General features: G+C 27.7%; 21 protein-coding genes and 1 pseudogene. 1 reads left to right on the forward strand and 21 read right to left on the reverse strand.

Translation table 11 applies throughout. From position 1 onward, the window contains the following. Nucleotides 1-18: 18 nt before the first annotated feature. Entirely contained in the window at nucleotides 19-336 is a 318-nt protein-coding gene (locus psyc5s11_RS14550) for a hypothetical protein (RefSeq protein ID WP_224033227.1), read from the forward strand. A 331-nt stretch (nucleotides 337-667) separates the two neighbouring features. Here the strand turns inward: psyc5s11_RS14550 and psyc5s11_RS14555 are convergent, their stop codons facing one another. The 21 genes and pseudogenes from psyc5s11_RS14555 to psyc5s11_RS14655 form a co-directional block, all read right to left on the reverse strand. Beyond that, the gene (locus psyc5s11_RS14555; protein WP_224033228.1) at nucleotides 668-1297 is read right to left on the reverse strand and encodes a histidine phosphatase family protein; all 630 of its coding nucleotides are present in this window, start codon (nucleotides 1295-1297) and stop codon (nucleotides 668-670) included. A gap of 22 nt (nucleotides 1298-1319) precedes the next feature. After that, entirely contained in the window at nucleotides 1320-2327 is a 1008-nt protein-coding gene (locus tag psyc5s11_RS14560) for a type II toxin-antitoxin system antitoxin SocA domain-containing protein (protein WP_224033229.1), read from the reverse strand. A gap of 35 nt (nucleotides 2328-2362) precedes the next feature. After that, a complete protein-coding gene (locus psyc5s11_RS14565) occupies nucleotides 2363-2764 on the reverse strand; it encodes a hypothetical protein (RefSeq protein WP_224033230.1) in 402 nt (133 codons plus the stop codon). 144 nt (nucleotides 2765-2908) lie between these two features. Then, on the reverse strand, nucleotides 2909-3067 hold the full coding sequence (locus psyc5s11_RS14570) for a hypothetical protein (RefSeq protein WP_224033231.1): 159 nt from the start codon (nucleotides 3065-3067) through the stop codon (nucleotides 2909-2911). A gap of 133 nt (nucleotides 3068-3200) precedes the next feature. Further along, complete coding sequence (locus tag psyc5s11_RS14575; RefSeq protein WP_224033232.1) at nucleotides 3201-3821, reverse strand: thioester domain-containing protein; 621 nt, start codon at nucleotides 3819-3821, stop codon at nucleotides 3201-3203. A gap of 211 nt (nucleotides 3822-4032) precedes the next feature. Further along, the gene (locus psyc5s11_RS14580) at nucleotides 4033-4749 is read right to left on the reverse strand and encodes a DUF1287 domain-containing protein (RefSeq protein WP_224033233.1); all 717 of its coding nucleotides are present in this window, start codon (nucleotides 4747-4749) and stop codon (nucleotides 4033-4035) included. 343 nt (nucleotides 4750-5092) lie between these two features. Continuing rightward, nucleotides 5093-5353, reverse strand: a complete 261-nt coding sequence (locus psyc5s11_RS14585; protein WP_224033234.1) for a hypothetical protein — start codon at nucleotides 5351-5353, stop codon at nucleotides 5093-5095. Between the two features lie 175 nt (nucleotides 5354-5528). Beyond that, on the reverse strand, nucleotides 5529-6833 hold the full coding sequence (uraA, locus tag psyc5s11_RS14590) for a uracil permease (protein ID WP_224033235.1): 1305 nt from the start codon (nucleotides 6831-6833) through the stop codon (nucleotides 5529-5531). Nucleotides 6834-7100: 267 nt separating this feature from the next. Then, nucleotides 7101-7967, reverse strand: a complete 867-nt coding sequence (locus tag psyc5s11_RS14595) for an N-acetylmuramoyl-L-alanine amidase (RefSeq protein ID WP_224033236.1) — start codon at nucleotides 7965-7967, stop codon at nucleotides 7101-7103. Nucleotides 7968-8120: 153 nt separating this feature from the next. Beyond that, a pseudogene (locus psyc5s11_RS14600) lies at nucleotides 8121-8381 on the reverse strand (sporulation initiation factor Spo0A C-terminal domain-containing protein); the annotation flags it as partial. An 827-nt stretch (nucleotides 8382-9208) separates the two neighbouring features. After that, nucleotides 9209-9871: a hypothetical protein gene (locus psyc5s11_RS14605; protein ID WP_224033237.1), complete on the reverse strand. Its 663-nt coding sequence runs from the start codon at nucleotides 9869-9871 to the stop codon at nucleotides 9209-9211. A gap of 49 nt (nucleotides 9872-9920) precedes the next feature. Continuing rightward, on the reverse strand, nucleotides 9921-10634 hold the full coding sequence (locus tag psyc5s11_RS14610) for an HNH endonuclease (protein ID WP_224033238.1): 714 nt from the start codon (nucleotides 10632-10634) through the stop codon (nucleotides 9921-9923). A gap of 581 nt (nucleotides 10635-11215) precedes the next feature. Further along, nucleotides 11216-11449, reverse strand: a complete 234-nt coding sequence (locus psyc5s11_RS14615; protein WP_224033239.1) for a hypothetical protein — start codon at nucleotides 11447-11449, stop codon at nucleotides 11216-11218. A gap of 88 nt (nucleotides 11450-11537) precedes the next feature. Continuing rightward, nucleotides 11538-12305 (reverse strand): hypothetical protein, encoded by a 768-nt coding sequence (locus tag psyc5s11_RS14620; protein ID WP_224033240.1) that lies wholly within the window; start codon nucleotides 12303-12305, stop codon nucleotides 11538-11540. A gap of 30 nt (nucleotides 12306-12335) precedes the next feature. Next, nucleotides 12336-12644, reverse strand: a complete 309-nt coding sequence (locus psyc5s11_RS14625; protein ID WP_224033241.1) for a hypothetical protein — start codon at nucleotides 12642-12644, stop codon at nucleotides 12336-12338. A gap of 259 nt (nucleotides 12645-12903) precedes the next feature. Further along, complete coding sequence (locus tag psyc5s11_RS14630) at nucleotides 12904-13353, reverse strand: hypothetical protein (RefSeq protein ID WP_224033242.1); 450 nt, start codon at nucleotides 13351-13353, stop codon at nucleotides 12904-12906. Between the two features lie 3 nt (nucleotides 13354-13356). Continuing rightward, nucleotides 13357-14154 (reverse strand): hypothetical protein, encoded by a 798-nt coding sequence (locus tag psyc5s11_RS14635; RefSeq protein ID WP_224033243.1) that lies wholly within the window; start codon nucleotides 14152-14154, stop codon nucleotides 13357-13359. A 234-nt stretch (nucleotides 14155-14388) separates the two neighbouring features. Further along, a complete protein-coding gene (locus psyc5s11_RS14640; protein ID WP_224033244.1) occupies nucleotides 14389-16014 on the reverse strand; it encodes a hypothetical protein in 1626 nt (541 codons plus the stop codon). A gap of 320 nt (nucleotides 16015-16334) precedes the next feature. Next, nucleotides 16335-17150 (reverse strand): restriction endonuclease, encoded by an 816-nt coding sequence (locus psyc5s11_RS14645; protein WP_224033245.1) that lies wholly within the window; start codon nucleotides 17148-17150, stop codon nucleotides 16335-16337. Further along, nucleotides 17143-18303 carry a hypothetical protein gene (locus tag psyc5s11_RS14650; protein ID WP_224033246.1) on the reverse strand — a complete coding sequence of 387 codons (1161 nt, stop codon included), beginning with the start codon at nucleotides 18301-18303 and terminating at the stop codon, nucleotides 17143-17145. The genes psyc5s11_RS14645 and psyc5s11_RS14650 overlap by 8 nt, the downstream gene beginning before the upstream one ends. Nucleotides 18304-18632: 329 nt before the next feature. Then, nucleotides 18633-18980 (reverse strand): cyclic-phosphate processing receiver domain-containing protein, encoded by a 348-nt coding sequence (locus psyc5s11_RS14655; protein WP_224033247.1) that lies wholly within the window; start codon nucleotides 18978-18980, stop codon nucleotides 18633-18635. Nucleotides 18981-19159 lie beyond the last annotated feature (179 nt).

Here is a 19159-nt window from a genome sequence, read left to right on the forward strand (position 1 = left end):
GAAAGTGGGGAATATATAGTGAAAATCATTAAATTTTTAATATTTTTTTTAATATCTGTAATTTCATTTACAGTAATCTCAAAAGCAATAACCATCCCTGTTGATTATAAAGAAGGAATCTATAATATTTCTGAAGACAAGGGACTTAATTCTACTGCTAAACTTTTGACTCCAAATAATATTACAAGCTTAATAGTTGTTGATACTAATAGTAATGAAAAATTCTATAAACGATTTGATACTGTAGATGAAGTTATAACCTTAGGCTCTATTAAGAAGGGAGATGTTATAATAATTGCTGGCAAAGGAGAAATTACGATAAATTTTACCAACTAACCTTATTATATGATATAGATGCATTTAAAACAGCTTTATTAAATTCCATATTGATTACATAAATCATTACTAAAATAGATAAGTATAATTTCTTATCTATTTTAGTAATAAAGTTTTTTTCTTGCTTAGAATTAATTTAGACAACTTTTATATATGAATTTCAATAATCATTTTAAAGTTAAAAGTTCTAAAATTCTAAAATTTTTTAGAACTTTAGAATTTTAGAATTTGCTTGTAACATGCTGGTTAAGAGATATATGAGAACTTTATTGCAACATATATATTATGCATTTTGATTATTTTTATCTAATAAAATATTATTAAATCTAAGTTACACAGTTTTAGCATCATTTTTCAAGTGGTTAGTATCATTTAATGCAACTAATACTGGTTTTAAATCATCATTAAAGGTTAATGTATTAATACATGTATTTCCAAGTGCCATTTTATGATACATGGTCATATCCCACCCAAATATTCCTATAAGACCAGCTTTAATAATTCCTCCATGAGCAACAATTGCAATCTTTTTCCCTTTATGCTGATTAACTATATCTAATATACACTTTTTTGCTCTATTGGCTGCATTGTTAATGCTTAAATCTCCGCCACAAATATAACTTTCTGTTTTATCTGTTCTCCAAGCCTTAAAAACTTCTGGATACTTTTCAGCTATCTCATGTACTGTCAAGCCTTCCCATTCTCCAAAATTAATTTCTCTAATTTCAGGAGCTACAGTAACCTCTTTACTAATACCAGTTGCTAATATATTAGCTGTTTCAAAAGCTCTGCTAAGTGGACTTGAATATATGTAATCGAAATCTCCCTTAAGCCTATCTTTTAATAACTCTGCCTGTTTAATTCCCGCATCAGATAAAGCTATATCAGTACAACCTTGAAATTTCCCTAAAGTGTTCCACTCTGTTTCCCCATGTCTAATTAATAATACTGTTGTTTTCATATGTACCCTCTTTCTTTTGTTTTTACATAGATATTTTACCAAATAAATCTGTACTGTATTTTTGTATATCTAATAAATTTATCATATTATATTTTTCTTTTATTCCCTTAAAATATTCTGCAATTAAATTTTTTTCTATTATTCTATTAGTGTTCTCACTTTTATTAGTCTCATTAATTATATTAGTTCTAGTTAACATCCAAGGAGCCTCATTACGAGTCATTTGTTCTAATATTTTCCCACTATAACAGCTATAGAATTTAATTACACTTTCCACGACATTTCTTTCAACATCTTCTAATTTTAATTTGTCATTAGCAAGTATTTCTTTATTAATTTCTTCATACCCAAACTGTTCATACCTCTCATGTACATTAGTATAAACTGGCCCTTTCGTAGATGCTTCACAATCTTCTTTAAAAATAAACTTATCTGTGAATACATAATAAAAAGCTTGAACATAATACAATAACTTTTGAAGCATAAGAGGTGTAAAATCTTCACATCTTATTAAAAGATATTTTATTACTGCATCAATTTTCTCTTCTGTTATATTTTTATTCAAAGCACTTTTAACAGCTTGTCTACTTATATTATAATCTATGGGCTCTATTCTTTCTTTATTAGTTTGTAAAATAATTGAGTAATAAGCGGGATTTTCATATATTTTTTTAAGAATATCAAAGTGAGAACTTGTAATCATATCTCCATCTAAATACCTACTTATAGTTTCCTTTCTCCATCCTAATAATAATGATAAAGCTTCGTCATTAATACAATATTTAATTGTAATACGCTTAAGTTCTATAACGTTTATTATATTATGCTTTTTTCTATACTCATCATATAAAGTCTTAAGATTATAATCACATATATCTGAAACAAAAATCTCATTACCGCAATTATTACAAACAGCTTCTTTAGCTATATAACTTATTTCTTCATCTTTTAATATTGATGTTTTATTTTCTTTATGTACGCCATACTCATTTTCATTCATACAATATTCACAAAATGCTAAATGTCTCATAAATTTCCCCTCCTAAAAAATTGGAGTAATTACTTCTACTTAAAAAGATATGTGATTGGTTTATTTCTTTTATGCAATGAAACTAACGTTCTATATTCTTCTGCTTCATTACATATTATATTAAATTTTAAATAAATATCTACTAGTTCCTTTTTATTATCAAAATTATATAATTCTCTTTGGATACAAAATACATAAAGGTTATTTTGTTCAACGCCATCCTTCAAATTTTGAAGTCCATAACAAAAGTCTTTATAATCCAAATAAAACAATATATCTACCCGTTTCTTTTCATTTATATTATATTCCTCAATAAATTGAATATTTTCTATTTTGTTATCCTCTAAAGATATTGTATATCTATTCTCTCTTACGCAATCTCTAATAATATCAATTAAATTCTTAATCTGTTCTTCACTATAATCCTTTAATAACACCTTTTTTTCACCACCTTAGTAAAATGTGTCAACAAAAGATTATCATTTAAAAGTATCTCTGTCAATAAAAGCCAAGTGTCGATACACTTGGCTTATTCATTAACTTGATCTTGGTATTAAATTTTTTCTTTCCTCTTACAACAACTATTTAGCTTGCAAAAACTTTTCATAATTCTCTATTTTATCATCTCTATTAGTTTTTCTTAACCAGCTTCTATAATTCATTAAATTTTCTTGTAGAACTTTTATATCTATAATCTTATAATTTGACTTATATGTATTAATATTTATTAACCCCTCCATTACTCTCACGCCCTTTATTATATGTAAAATATTACTTTGCAATTTTAATTTCATATTATTCTCATCTTCTATTTAATAATACAATACAATTCTCAAATTTTGCTTAATTTTAACATATTTTTTAATTAATTTTTTATCCTTCTTGAGGTGCAAATTCCATTTGCTCTGATTCTGCTTTTTCTTCTGACATTAATGTATCCATTAAGTCATCATGAGATATAATTATTACTTCTTGAATAGAATCATCACTTGTTTTGTATATTTTACTTTGTATTTTATTTTTATATTTTCCACTTACCCCATCATTATATATAGTTCTTATTGCATTCAATATTTTAGGATTATCACCCTTTATTTTATTAACATCATACCCTTGAACAGAACTCCATATAGCGATTTGAGTAGCAAAATATGCTTGATTTTCATTATCCAAATTCAATTCAGCCACAGATTTATTTGGATATCCAGCCGCAATAACATTATTAATTTGTTCATTATTAGTCCCATTTTTCAAAAAAGTTTGCCCTGATGGAAATTTCTTATCTATTTCTAAGCAATATACAATATCGTCACTTCCCTCTATTTTAATTCTTTCTACATTAAGATCATAATTTTCATAATGAACCGTATCTATAATTCCCTTCTCTGTAATTATCTTTACAGTATCAGGCATACTAGCACCTATATTAGTCCCTATAAGTAATGTAAAAATAATAAAATAACTTATCACCTTTATGTATTTTTTTAATTTCATGAATTTCACTCCTAACATATATATTTAAATATAGTTTTTGTTTTAATCCATTTATATATTCATAAATTTAAGAAAAACAAAAACACCCCATACTCTAATATAAGAATATGTTGTGCTTATCTTTTGATTTATATGTCTACTCTATGCGTTGTAAATTATAAAATATTATTCGTTTTTATTATTTCAAAGCTTAGATTACTTAATAACCAGCCTAATATCTCCATCTGTAATGGCCATGAATTGGATTATGGAACCAGCTTAATTTAACCTCTGATGCAGATGGGTGAGAATTATGAATAACAAATGGAATACCTTCCTCATCCCTTTTATCTGAAATAATACCAATATGCTCATATCCCTCAATAAAAACTATTATATCTCCAGGCTGCCACTCTTTCAAATTATTAATATCATTAACTTTAAATTCTGTTGTAAGTGAAATGCAATTTTTTTTGAAAAATACATCTTGATTTATAACTCTTCTAAAATCAATATTAGAATCTGGCTTTCCATTTACACCCTTATACTCCGCCATATTTTGTTTAATATCATTATCTATCAAGTCTTTAATTGATACATCTATCCCTTTAAAACCTCTCCATATTACATCAGTGCAAACACCTTCCCCATCTGGTGGATATCCTCCAACATAGTACGCATCTACATATGGAGTTTTCTGCTGAGCCTCTTTTCTTGCAGAATTTACTATATCTATAGGGTCAGCTATTCCATTTGCATTTTTATCAACCTTTGAGCTTTCATCTGGAACATCAACTATATTAATTGGTAATTCATCAGTAATTTTTTCTATTTGACTATTCAATTCATTATTTGATTTTTTATCTGGAAATTTCAATACCACTATTGTAGCTACTACGCATACAACAAGTAAACTCACAAATATACCAATTATTTTGGTTTTTTTCACATTTAACACCCCATTAAGTTTTATCCTATTAATACACTTATAATCTAAGTTCTATTTCTCATAATTTACTATTATTTATATTGTAATAATAGTATTGTAACATAATCTATATAATTTCTTAAATTTTGTTTTATAATCCTTATTCTAGATAAAAAAAGAGCAATAAAGATTTCTCTTCATCGCTCTTCTTTTAAGATGTTTAAAATATTGTTAGTTGTATTGTTGTCTTGTGTCTAGAATATTATAATTAAGTTTCCTGTACATTTCCTTTACAAATATAAGAAATTCAGTAAACTTATTATCTAAATGTTAATCTGTATATACCTATTTTTCAAAGTTGTACTTATACTATTTCTTCTATGCTCAGTAATCTCGGCTTTTTATTTTCTTGAATTTTAATATATATTTTTGCCATTTTCATTTGTAAATTTTCTATTATTGTTTTTACTTTACATATAAAATAATAATCTTCTATACCATTAGTAATTACAGCAATAGGATTGAAATTCCATCCACTTATTCCATCTAATGCAGTAAATAATATTTGCTTATCTTTTGTTGTAACTTGTTTTCTTATTTCTAGCTCTTCATAATCGTTTATCATGTTAACAACACCCCTTTTATATACTTATATTATCATTGGTTTTTGTCATATTTATGTCAGCAATGTTAATGTTTTCTTAATATATTATTACAAAAAAATTAAGACACCACATAACCAATCTTTTCATAAAAATTGATCATATGATGCCTTATTGCTATTTTAATTAATGAAAATGCTATGATGCACTTTCTTCTTTTTCATTCATTATACCAAGTTTATCAAATATTATAAAAGTTATACTTAATACCATAGCCACTATTGTAGCTAAGCCCATTCCGCTTAACTCAGTAGTTCCAATTGCCACTTTTATTCCACTTAATCCTACTACAAATATTACTGAAGCAAGTATTAAATTTCTAGATTTAGAAAAATCAACTTTTTCTTCAATAAGAGTTCTAAGTCCTGAAGTTGCTATTGTACCAAATAACAGAAAACTAACACCGCCTATAACTGGTGTAGGAATTGTACTAATAATTGCTGACATCTTTCCTGAAAATCCCAGAATTATTGATATTATTCCTGCTCCACAAATTACATATACACTATATACCTTAGTTAAAGCCATAACTCCTATGTTCTCACCATAAGTTGTTGTTGGAACTGAACCAAACATTCCTGAAATAATAGTTGATAATCCATCTCCAAGTAAAGATCTATGAAGACCTGGATCTTGTGTTAAATCTGTTCCTACAATACTACTAGTAACCTTTAAATGTCCTACATGCTCTGCAACTACTACAAATGTTGCTGGCAATATTGTTAATATTGCATTCATATCAAAATGAGCTAATTTTATATTAGGTACTACAAAGAAACTTGCATTGTTTATTGTACTAAAATCTACTATACCCATAAATAAAGCTGTAATATATCCTACTACTATACCTATTAATATAGGTATAACTTTTAGAAATCCTTTTAACAATACATTACATAAAATCACTGCAATTAACGTTACCATTGATACGATTACCCAAGTTGTATTTAAAACTTGCGAATTACTTCCTCCAACTGGAAATCCTGCCATATCTGCTGCAGTTCTAGCTAGTTCTAAACCTATTATTGCTACGATTGATCCCATAGCTGCTGGTGGAAATAATTTATTAATCCATCCCATACCTGTACGTCCTACAATAATTGCTATTATTGAAAATAGTATTCCTACAGCTACAAAGCCACCTTGTACAGTTTGAAAATCATATCCTTGACTATATAACAATGCGACTGGTGATAAAAAAGCAAAACTCGATCCTAAATAAGCTGGAATCTTCCTTTTAGTAATAACTGCATATAATAAAGTGCCTATACCATTAAAAAATAAAACTGTTGTTGGATCAATATGTAAAAGAATTGGTACTAAAACTGATGATCCAAACATTGCAAATAAATGTTGGATACTGAGTGGAATTGCCATCTTTAAAGGGACCTTGTCTGTCACCCCTATAAAATCATGCTCGTTGTCTAATGATTCATTATTCATTATATTATCCCCCTTCTTAGTTTCGCTGAACTAAATTAAAAGTACACCTTAAAAAAGGTATCACAATTTTATATAGTTTGTCAATTTATTTGTAAATTTTTGTATAAATATATTTTCATAATTTTAGGCGCATCAGAGAAAATGGTGATTATTCTAGATACCTAAAATCAAAAATAAAGATAGTAACTAAATTTCACTTGTTACTACCCTTAAATAATACAATATTAACTTATATCCACTTTATAATCCCTAATCAAATATTTTTTATTATTGAACCCATGCACCAGTTTCATCTACTATATACCCATCTGGAGTAGTGCAATCTACATATAATGCCCCATTTGCATCAAAGCAATAACATTCTCCATCTATCCATAACCACTGTGCCTTAGCCATGGCACATGAATCTTTTAGCCAATACCATTTTCCTCCGTCTTTTATCCAAACAGATTCACGTGCATAGCCTCGTGAATCAAAGCTATACCATTCTCCACTAATTTGTTTCCATTCATCTTTATAGTAATATCCATTAGTAATGTCGATGCAATACCACCAACCTGTACTATTTTCATTCCAACCTAATTTTAATGAACTTGTTGAACTATATGGATTGCTAGGAATATTACTATCTATGGCATTACAAAATCTATATGCCAGTTGTTCAAATGAATACTTATTATAAATAGCTATATCAGTTTCACTATCGCAAAAACAAATCTCAAATATAATATTAGGTGCTTCAACATATTTCATTTCATAATAATTTTCACTTTTTACCCCTCTATTTGTAAAACCTAATGCATTAAAATTAGTACATAGATTCTTTGCATAACTATATGCTCCGCTACTAGTGCTACTAACTAATGCTTCTGTCCCATGTGCTGAGCCATTATAAGAATTCATGTGCAAAGAAACAAATAATTCTACATTGTTATTATTAGATTTAGTTGCGCCTTCACTTAATTCTTCACTTTCTGTACTTCCATTGCTATTGCAGTCTATAACAGTATGCCCATATTTCACTAATACACTTTCTATTTTTGCATAATACAATTTCATTTGCTCATGTTCATCTACAATTCCAATCGTTCCTGTGCAATTGTCGCTATGCCCAGCTCTTAATCCTATTTTCATTTTTCATCACTCTTTCCTCTCTAGTTTATAGTTATATAATATGTTAGTAACCTTATTATGTTTACTAACAGCAGCCACAAAAAATAAGGCATCACTTAATCAATTTATATTAAAATTGATTAAGTGATGCCTTATGAAAAATTTCAAAATATTTTAGCCAACATTATTCTTAAGTCTTAATTTATCAGCAATAATTGCAATAAATTCACTATTAGTAGGCTTGCCTTTATCTCCATGAATAGTATATCCAAATAGTCTATTAATAGCTTCTACTTGACCTCTACCCCACGCAACTTCTATCGCATGTCTTATTGCTCTTTCTACTCTTGAAGCTGTTGTATTGTACTTCTTAGATATTGAAGGATATAATTCTTTAGTTACTGCTGATAATAGTTCCATATCGCCAACAACCATAAATTTACAAATTATAGGCTTAATTTATATTATTTTATACTCTATTAAATTCATTAAAATTCAACTTAATCAGTCGGATTACAGTATAACACTTTGTTGGCTATACTTGTACTAAAAGTATACTACTACATCCAAAATTACACAATACTTTTTTTTAACACTATAAACGTACATGCTCTATCACCTAAATCTGAGCTAGCCTTATTCAGACATCTTATAGCCGAGACTTTCTGCGCACCACCTATTCTAGCCTTCTAAGTGACTATTAGGACAGTGTAGCCTTCTCATCCATACACTGTCATTATCATTAGCACGCATAAGCATTAATTATAGCCTCTTACCAACCCATTATCATCAGCCATAGCTACACTATCGTCAAATGAACTATATACTATATAATGTAGGAATTTTCTACACGCTTAAATTACACCTACAATTTGTCACATCTGATAGCTATAACGCCTTGCTTGTTTTTAACAGTTCTTTTACAACTAATGCTCTTTCTAACCCACCCTTAAAAAGCTTTTCTGCATCCTGTGTAATTCCAACAGTTACTCCTATATTAAAGGCATCAACTTTATTTTGATAATGTAAACTATCCCTGCTTTTCCTCTCATACTATACCTATAAAATCATACTTTTATAAATTTAGCCTAAAGAATAATGTAATGAATTCTAATTCAACTTCTACACCTTACCCATTATCAAAACCGAAATATCATCATATAACTCTGTAGATTTTATACTTAAAATAGCGACGCAATTATAAAGTGAAAAATAATTTCTTCTCATGGCACGATCAATTTTTCCTTTATATACGTAATTTTCTAATAAGATAAACTATCCATAAGCCTACCAAATTCATCCTTATCTATAGAAATTTTATCAATTAATTCAGTACCTTTGAACTTGTAACTATTAGGATGTTCACCATTAGAAAGAAAATACAGTTCAATATTCGATATACATTTTATCTTTTTTATATTCTCATCTAATTCTCTTTTAGAAATATTCTTATTACTCACAATTACAAGATGACATGTGGGTTTGTCTCCAAATTTTAATGTGAACTTTTCCTTGGTTATTCCATCGTTGCACTTACATAAGTTTCTCTCTAGCATATCCAAAAGATACCTTCTGTTTTTGCAATAATTAACAACTCCATTTCTTATATGTCCCTGATCGATTTTTATTTCAACAACATTGTTTATTTCATTCTTATTATCTACTAACAGAAGATCAAATTCGCAACTTTTACTTTTGTTGTTTATTTTATAGCTCAGCGTTTGAGCTATATAGATTTTATATTTGTTTTTTAAATTAGTTACTAAAAACTGTGCCATTAAGTCTTCAATTTCGCTTGATATGCTATGACTGGTTCCCCTTCTAATTAAATCATTAGGATATTTTGTTCTCCTTGAAATCTCATATAAATTAATAACTTCCTCAAAAAATTCATTTGGTTCCATTATATAGTTAAAATTACTCATAATCTCTCCTCTATATTAAAATTTTTACTATAAAATCATCACAAAAAAACTATAAGCAATATGAATCAAAATGAACTTTTAATAATTCCTTATCAGGTGAATCTTCTAACGGCTCTCTAAATTCAGCATCCTTTAATAGATTAATAACTTTTTCATCAGCTTTCAATCCAAATTTAATACCATAACTCTCATCTAATGAAAAATATCCCTTATCAAATAACTTATCATGTTGAGCACATAAGCATATTGCATTTTTAGGGTTTAAGCGATTTTGTTCATCTATCCTCCAAGGAACAATATGACTACAGATAAGTAAATCATCTTTATCTATATCGCATAAGGCACATTTATGCTCATATATATCAAGAATATACTCCCTTAACTTATCTTGCCCAACTCTTTGCCTTGTTGCGACTTCTATTTCCGTGTTAACTATATTATCCTTCTTCAGCCCTTTAATTACTTTTCTTGCCTCATTCTCTTCTTCACAGTAAGCCTTTATTTTTGTTAAAGCCTCGAGATAGTTTCCTGTTGCATTTTCAATTAAGCTGTTAATATTCTCATTAACAAGAATCCCCTTCTTGTCCCCATAAATATTATAATAATGAAGAATATCCATTGCTATATATCCACCACCATTATCAGGCGCAGGCAACCCTAATATTAGAGCTTGAATTTTCCTATGGCTTAAACCTTCTAATAAATATGCTTTAATTACTTTTAGTATTTCGTCTTCTGTAAACCTCTCTACATATCTTGCCAAAACATTTTCCCTCCATTAATGATTTTTATTTGATAATAGTTTAAACACCAACTTCACCTTATCATCCAGAAATAAAGCTAAGATTTTATCATAATACATCAATATTTTATCATTGTGACAAAACTACTTTTTATCGCCATGGGTGGAATTTATTAATCCATGGTATAGTTGTTTTACCATGGTCTGTTGAAGTAATATCTGCAAACATATCCTTACCCTTATCATATTGAAACATCTTTTCTATTTTACTATTAAAGTTTGAGGGAAAAGTATCCAAATGGCAACAATAGAAAATTTTACTGCGTTCTAATATATATACGGATTTACAATTTCTTGTATAACTATTGGATAAGTTGTCAAAAATACATGTATCATCTCCCTCGCATTCGGTACTTTTATCATACCGACAAATCTTTATATTATAAGCTAAGTCGCAAGTTCTCTTTTTAGTGTCAAGGGAACAATTAGATTTTGTATTTCCTTCTTTAATACATTTACAAGTCATTTAATATCATCCTTCCTTTTAGCTAATTCATAATTTCAGAATATCCGATTAAATTACTCATAAAATCAGATATTTATTAAAAGCTTATACCTTGCTTTAAATTCTTTTTTCTGATAGGACACCAAAATGGAGATGTTTTCACATTCAATTCATTATTTGATGATGTTTCTCCCTCTCCGATAAAGTCGCTACCAAATTTCATTATTAACTTACCCCCTGTACTATAAGTACAATAATATAACCTTTTACCATTACTATAACCATTTTCCCATGCAGATTTACAAAATTGACATTCACTATATTTTTCCATTTTATCTCTCCTATCTTCATAAAATTCCTACTTTATATAAGCATCATATCATAAAATATAGTATGAATAATAAGTAAATATAAATCTTTTATCTGCATTCCTTGCAGGCATCACTATGAATGAATTTATATTTACTTTTACATATAGGACATAAGTTTTTACCTTGTAATAATGCAAATCCACATCTTTTACATAACGTTACTGTTGCTTCTCCACTTAAATATTTTATATATTCATCAATTATAATAGTTAAAGTTTCTTTTTCTAACTCTACACCATATTTTTCTTGAATTAAATTATAATATCTTTCGCTTCCAATTCTTCTTTGTATTGTCATGAATGATTTATCTGAGGTTGCTAATTCAATTGACGTATTTCTATCATCAATTAGTGTTGGAACAAGTTTATAGTTTGGTTTATCAAATTCATAATTGCATTTTTGACACTTATATACTGGTTGTACAGTTGTTCTTTTTCTTATGTTGGTTGATTCACATTTGGGGCATATTTCCCTGTTTTTTGGTTCATATTCTTTTTTAAAATATTCTTGTACTTCATCATCTTTAACTACTTGGTCTATTGGATATTCATTTTGAATTAATTCTTTATATTTAGCTAATATTTCATTCTTTACGATTCCATAACTCCTAGGTTTCCATGTATGCTGTAATCTTAATTCGTCAATTGATTCACATTGACTACATTTATCTTGAATTTTATTTCCCCTTATTTCTTTCCATTCTTCTGTTTGCCAAGTTTTTGTCTGATTGACAAATAAGGTACTACCAATTTTAAACGGGTCAATTTCATTATTTAATAATTGTTGTCTTAGTTTTTTGAGTTCATCAATATTCATAAACTTACTCCTACATTATTATTTAGTTGATTATTTAAATACTAATTGTATCATTTCTATATTGCCATAATCATCTTTTGAATCTCCGTCTGAATAATTTCTAACTTGTCCATTAGTATAATATTTGTGCCCTGTTTTCCATCCTAATTTCTTCAATTGTTTTACTGTGCTCTCTTCATTTTTCAGTTGCAATGCTATAATTATTTCTTTGCTTCCAGTTCTTAAATCGCCTAACTCACTAAAGAATTTAGCGTAATCTTCTTCCTCTTTTAGATTGTTTACTTTCATCAATTTATCAGTATTATCTAATAAATCTTCTTGATATTTTGTTAATTTCATATTCTAACCCCTCTCATCTTCCTTATTATTTATTATTTTACTATATTATGTAATTTAGGTCAAAAAAATAAAGGGTAGCAGACAAGATCTTTCACCTATCTACTCCCCTTTAAAGAGATAACGAAAACTTTTATAGTATTGTGTAGCTCCAACAGTTGCTCCTAACATTAATCAGCTGACTTGGTTCTACAAATGCACACTATCCCCCTATGCCTCTTACCATAACGTTAAAATTAAACTTTTATATCAAATAAATATGTTAAAGATAATCATTAGTTATAGTCATTATACCAGAAACTAAATTTCCTACTTCTTCACTTGACAATATAACTTTTAAAGTATCTATAAATGATTTTTCAGTCTTAACTATAACTTCACAAGTCTCTTCCTCACATTCAACATCATTAATTTGATTCAAAATAGGGTTTACTTCATCAAAAACATGACCTTCTAACACGATAAAACTAGGATAAATAATTGCATCATGACTTAATGAAAATAATTTATAACTATAATCTTCAAAATATTTTGCTTTTAACACATATACTAACTCAAAACTTCCCCGTTTATGTCCATTCGTTTTATTAATCACTTCTGTAAAAACATATCCTCCAGTTTCCTTTTCAAGATAGGCTGATTGTTCCTCCAATATTTTCTTTGGTGTATTAATACTTTTTTTATCTAAATTCTTTCCCCAAAAACTTTCCATATATTATACCTCCATCACCGAAAATTCTATTGGTAAATGGTCACTTACCATTATTCGTGTATTATTTTTTACTAGTATATCATCTTCAATTTGAGTTATTATATTTAGCTTTTCTTCTTCAAAACGTGAAATAAGTTGTGGTCTTATGATTACTTGGTCAAAAATATGCCAAAAAATTTCTTCTGCCGTACTTCCAGAATAATAATATGTACCCGCTACCCCTTGAAAGTCTCCAAATTTATTCCACATTGGATTATAAAACATATTATACTCTCTTTGTTTAACAGTCCTCTTAATCTTCAAAGCAACATCTTTTGATGATACAGAGTGTAATCCTGTAATTTTAGTCATACACCCTTCAAAAGGGTCAGCATTAAAATCTCCAACTATTATAGTGTTATTAGTTTTATATTTACATTCTAGTTTTTCTATGTGACTTACAATCTCTGATATCTCTATTCTTCTGTCTTCATCTTCTGCATAAAGTTTGCTTGGTAAATGAACCGCTGCTATTATTTGCTTTTCACTTTTATTAACTTCAAGTATTTTTATAGTATAATATTCTGTCTCATTACAATGTTTTATCTTATTAGGTTTACTCTTTGACAGGATTTTTATTCTTTTGCAATTACTCATAATTTTGTACATTATAATTTTATTACTTTGCATTTTTTTTAATAAATCATTAATATCATCTCCATATTCAGCAAGTATAATCATATCATAATCATTCTTTACCGATAATTTCACTATATAATCATTAATAATTTCTTTATTAGCATTCCAAAATAAATATTTCAATTTGGCACACCTCTATCTAACTAAAACATATAACCACGTAGTAGTATATGCACTTCTTATTTTTATAAAATTTCATTATTAAACTAATTATATATCCTTTGTTACAAACTGTAAATCAGCATTCCTTAATCATGATACTTTTTCGTCGTTAAAATATCAATTTTATTTAGTAACTCAAATAAAAACAGAAGTGGTATAAAACTTCATTTATACTACTTCTGTTTCCATGATTATTTATTTTATTTCAACATCTTGACAATATAAATATCCACTTTTTGCATTAGCTTTTAAGTCTTTTGAAAATATTTCAACGGCTCTCTGTCTATCTATAGCACTTTCATTAAATGCAACAGATAAATCCAACATATATAGGAGTCCTCTTACTCCTCCTTCTGTATAATATTTTCTTCTTCTAGTTCTTCCCTTATCATGTAAAGCACCTTGCATTATTAAATTTCCATACGTATTTGCTTGTAATCTTGATATAGTAAAATACACATTAGCTGGTATTTTATTTATTTTGCTTTTATTTTCTGTTTCAGTTTTTTTATTTCTTTTGCTCAACTTAGATATAATATCATGAAGTAATTCCATATCTTGTTCATTCAATCTATTAAACGATAATATTTGATCATTCACTATAGAATATACAGCCTCTTGAACATCCTTTTGAGAAATAGCTTGCTTACTACTAGTATCATCTATTTTAACTCTTTTTGCTAAATTGTCATAAGAATGCTTAAGTATCTCTATATATCTTCTTATATTCCCATTTGCTAAATATGCTGATAAAACAAATACTCTTTCATTTTCGAATATTTCCATATAACTACTTGCTGTATCTTCTTTTTTAAATTCATTTAACCTTTTGTTAGTCATTTCTTTAAAAAAATCTAAATATTCATCATCTAATTCATCCAAATCTAAATACTCTACAACAGCATCATGTCCCATTTCAAAGTTAAATGAATCACCTTTTGTTTTTGATGGATAATATGTTATCGGCGTCGGATATGCTGTTGCACAAAAATATACTGGATTTATTTCTATGTCCTCGCCTCCAGATCCTCTCACAAGCTTTAATAATCTAAAAACTTCAATCTGAGCTTCTTTCGAAACTTCTGAACATTCATCAATTAAAATATACGAATATGAATTACCTAATATATTTCTTAATTCTCTAAAAAACTCTAATATGAATGTTGCTGCATCTTCGTGTGCTAAATTGCTTCCCAAGAATTTCAATTCTGTATTTAAACCATTTTTAGCTTGTACACTTCCTTTTACATTTACAACAGAACTTTGCATTGTACCCTCAATAATATCAGTTTCTTCCCTTAATTCTTTTATTAATTGCTCTTTAAGACTATATGTTAAATTTTTAGTAAGAGTCTCACTTAAATTTCTAATTTCTTCAAGCAATTCATCAAAATTTTCTTCCTTATTAAAACCAAACATTTGTCCTATTTTTTTTATTGATTTAACTAAATCTTTGTTTCCAGAAAGTTCTATACTACTTCTATTCTTTTTTACAGTATCAATGGTAGATTTTACAATATTATTATATAGGTGTAATCTAAATGATACCATATCTCTTTCAATCCATTCACTTACGCCAGCTAATGATATGTATACTGGTAATATTTTAAGCTTATCATATTTCTCCAAGCACCTATTATTTATCATTTTTAATATGTGAGTTTTTCCTGTCCCACGTATACCCTCTACAATATAATTTTGACCAGTAGGTGTTATAAATTTTTCGATATCTAGTATTAGATTAGTATGAGTATTCGGAAAAAAGCCTCCTGCTTGAGCATCATGCTTAAAAAACTCTGCATCTATTTGTACTATATTCATTTCACATTTCCCCCTTAAATTCATTTATATAACTATACCACTATTAATAGGTATTTTTTGTAATATTATGTCTACAATTCAAATTTTATATGCATGTTCAATATACTAATTCAGTATTTGCAATTTTAAATTTGCATTGCAAAAAAGTTAACTGACAATATTATATAACAACTATTATCATTGATTTGATAGTGAACATATCAACATCGAAGCTCATCATTTATTTTACCATGCTAATTTAAAATTCTATTTAGTCTTAAAATATCGATTTTATTCCAAAGAAAAAGAAGAGGTAATTCTCTTCTTTTTAATCCCCCTCCTTACTTTGCTCCATTTATATCAAGGCTATTATATTTTTCTTCAATATAATTAAATGCATTGTTTGATTTTCTTTTTTTTAACAAAAGACCTATTAAATCTTCACTATCAAATAATATTATCTGAGTATTATTCGCATACTCTTTAGCTTTTTCGGTAAATCCACAATGACTAATGAAAAGCAATTTAATGCATTTTATTTCCAGTATATTATTCGATTCCATTAAGTAATATATTTCATCTTTAATTAATTGCTTAATTTCTGCTGGCTTAACTTTATTGTTATAACACTTCACTTGCCCATATACTTCTATTGGGAATATAATATTGTTATTTAATATTCCTATATTCTGTTCTCCTATTATATCAATGCCTCCATCATAACTTTTTTTAATCACTTCACATTTAACACCTAAATCTTCCATAACTTTCACTACTAATTCCTGATAAAAATATCCTTTTTTACTCTCATCTTCATGTTTCAATATATATTCTAATTTTTCTTTATAGGCATTCTCATCTTCTTTATAATCACTTCTAATATTCTTTATATAGAAAAATGGATATACTTCCTCTATGCATAAATTCTGCTTCATCTTATCTAATTTTAATTTTTGCTTTATTATTTCGATAAGAGCAGTATATGCTGGCGAGTTTCTATCGATTAATTCCTCCTCAATAAAATCAATATCTACTTCACATAAATTAGATACTTCTGACGCTCTCTCACATAAATAATCAATGCATTCCATCTTACTTTCATTAAAATTTAATATAATATATTCTGCAATTGTATTTAATACCCTTTTATTACGCATTTGGATACATCTCTAAATATTTTAATAACTTTTCACTTGATTTATTTATTTCAATTAGCTTATTTTTGAATATAACCGCATACTTTTCATTAATTGGAAATTGTCTTAATGTTTTTATTGCAGCATCTACTTTTTGTTTAAGGTGCTTTAATTCTTCTTCCTCTTGATTGACATCTGATTCTAATATGCTCCTTATTCCATTAGCTGCATATCCAAAAGCATCACGATAATCTTGTATATCTTTAAATTTCTGTAATAAATCCTCAAAATCTTTATTTTTATATTCGCATATTATATCTCTCAATGTCTTTGAACTTATATTTTCATTTATAGCTATCTCAATAATTTTAGGAAATGCATATAACAATTCCTTTCTTTTTTCAATAGTCTCTTCTTCTTCTTCACTTAATTTATCATTATCCATATCCCAAATAAATTTACCTTTATCAGTTGAATATCCAAATAATGCTCTTATACCATAACTTACCTCAAATACTTCTAAGTATTTATAATCGTTTCTATCTAATTCTTGCACATTTTCAACTAATTCTTTATAAAAAACATACCTAAAAACAGCACTTTTAGTCCTAGCTAACGATATTCCAATATCTTCGCCAATTTTTTTAAAAATCTGATTTTCGGATTTATTGTGTTCTATTTTTTTAGTTATCATATAGGTATCATATAAGTGTTTACTTTTGGGTATCTCATGCCAATCTGTAACAATCATTATATTATTTATACCTTGTATTCTTTTTCGCTTCAACAGAAATTCAATATCGCTCTCTCCTTTAGCTTTTACTAATAAGTTAACTGGTATTGGTTTATTTATATCGTAACTCCCTTTCATAGAATTTTCAAGTATACATGCTAATCGTGTGTTCCCATCTACTACAATATATTTTTTATCTAGCGGTATTTCTCCTATTATATCCAACTCATTTTTACTTAAATCGCTTATGAGCATAACTGAAATTTTATTAGACCATACTAATCCTGCTCTCATGCCAACTAAAAGTTCTCTTACTTTCGGGGCATGTATTAATCTGTCCTTGATTTCCTCCTGTGTACAATTAACCCCTCCACCAAATCTCGGATTATTTTTATCTAACATAATTTCTTTAACTAATATTCCCCTGTTATATTCTTCCACAAAATCCACTCCCCCATTTATACTTATTACCATAATTTTACATTAAGCTTCTCTTAATTTCAACCCTTATTCTTAATTTATGTTATAATGTGTAAATAATTGTAGATTCTAAAACAATTTAAAAAGATAGTGTTAAAGTACTTATTACTTATTAAATCTGTCATTATACAACTAATTCACTACTTATTCTTTATTTCTGGAATTTAAATTCAAAAACATACACTTTATCATTAAGAAGCTTTTGTGTATAATTATAAAGTCATGCTTTTATTACAACAAAAAAGGCGTAGAAATCACTTCCTACACCTTTATTTTCATCTAATATATTCTTATATTCTATTTTCTGTATAACCATAAATATATACCTCAACATTATTCTCTATGAAGCCTCTTTCTCTAGCTCCTATTAGTGTGTGGTACATATTATCCCTTCCAACAACATTATCTGTATGAATATATACTTTCCTTGGGCTTATTCCATTCTCACACATGTATTTGACGACATCATAGCCAGTCTTCTCAATTCCATCTTCATCTATACCTAAATCATGATCTAATGATAATATATTTATTTTACTAGTATTTAAAATCTCAATAGCTTCATCATAATTTCTTGCAATAATAAACCCATCTGGACACTTCCTTAGGTCATCCACATACAAATTAACTAAGTCCATTTTAAACGCACCTCTCTATTATGTTAATATAGTCAAAGTAATTAACTCTATTATAGTCTAATGACTTCTTAAAGCAAGTTACATTACTTTACTGCCTTCTCATCAAATTTAATCTCACTTTCTGAGAATCACTTCCAACACTTAATTCTACATGATATGGATTAATCAAAAACAGCTTT

The sequence above is a fragment of the Clostridium gelidum genome (assembly GCF_019977655.1).
Lineage (GTDB): Bacteria > Bacillota > Clostridia > Clostridiales > Clostridiaceae > Clostridium > Clostridium gelidum.

Bases quoted from the DNA above. Each gene is read 5' to 3' on its own strand.
- psyc5s11_RS14555 (WP_224033228.1), bottom strand. From the start codon at position 1,297: ATGAAAACAACAGTATTATTAATTAGACATGGGGAAACAGAGTGGAAC.
- psyc5s11_RS14560 (WP_224033229.1), bottom strand. From the start codon at position 2,327: ATGAGACATTTAGCATTTTGTGAATATTGTATGAATGAAAATGAGTAT.
- psyc5s11_RS14570 (WP_224033231.1), bottom strand. From the start codon at position 3,067: ATGGAGGGGTTAATAAATATTAATACATATAAGTCAAATTATAAGATT.
- psyc5s11_RS14575 (WP_224033232.1), bottom strand. From the start codon at position 3,821: ATGAAATTAAAAAAATACATAAAGGTGATAAGTTATTTTATTATTTTT.
- psyc5s11_RS14585 (WP_224033234.1), bottom strand. From the start codon at position 5,353: ATGATAAACGATTATGAAGAGCTAGAAATAAGAAAACAAGTTACAACA.
- uraA (WP_224033235.1), bottom strand. From the start codon at position 6,833: ATGAATAATGAATCATTAGACAACGAGCATGATTTTATAGGGGTGACA.
- psyc5s11_RS14595 (WP_224033236.1), bottom strand. From the start codon at position 7,967: ATGAAAATAGGATTAAGAGCTGGGCATAGCGACAATTGCACAGGAACG.
- psyc5s11_RS14605 (WP_224033237.1), bottom strand. From the start codon at position 9,871: ATGAGTAATTTTAACTATATAATGGAACCAAATGAATTTTTTGAGGAA.
- psyc5s11_RS14615 (WP_224033239.1), bottom strand. From the start codon at position 11,449: ATGGAAAAATATAGTGAATGTCAATTTTGTAAATCTGCATGGGAAAAT.
- psyc5s11_RS14620 (WP_224033240.1), bottom strand. From the start codon at position 12,305: ATGAATATTGATGAACTCAAAAAACTAAGACAACAATTATTAAATAAT.
- psyc5s11_RS14625 (WP_224033241.1), bottom strand. From the start codon at position 12,644: ATGAAATTAACAAAATATCAAGAAGATTTATTAGATAATACTGATAAA.
- psyc5s11_RS14630 (WP_224033242.1), bottom strand. From the start codon at position 13,353: ATGGAAAGTTTTTGGGGAAAGAATTTAGATAAAAAAAGTATTAATACA.
- psyc5s11_RS14640 (WP_224033244.1), bottom strand. From the start codon at position 16,014: ATGAATATAGTACAAATAGATGCAGAGTTTTTTAAGCATGATGCTCAA.
- psyc5s11_RS14645 (WP_224033245.1), bottom strand. From the start codon at position 17,150: ATGCGTAATAAAAGGGTATTAAATACAATTGCAGAATATATTATATTA.
- psyc5s11_RS14655 (WP_224033247.1), bottom strand. From the start codon at position 18,980: ATGGACTTAGTTAATTTGTATGTGGATGACCTAAGGAAGTGTCCAGAT.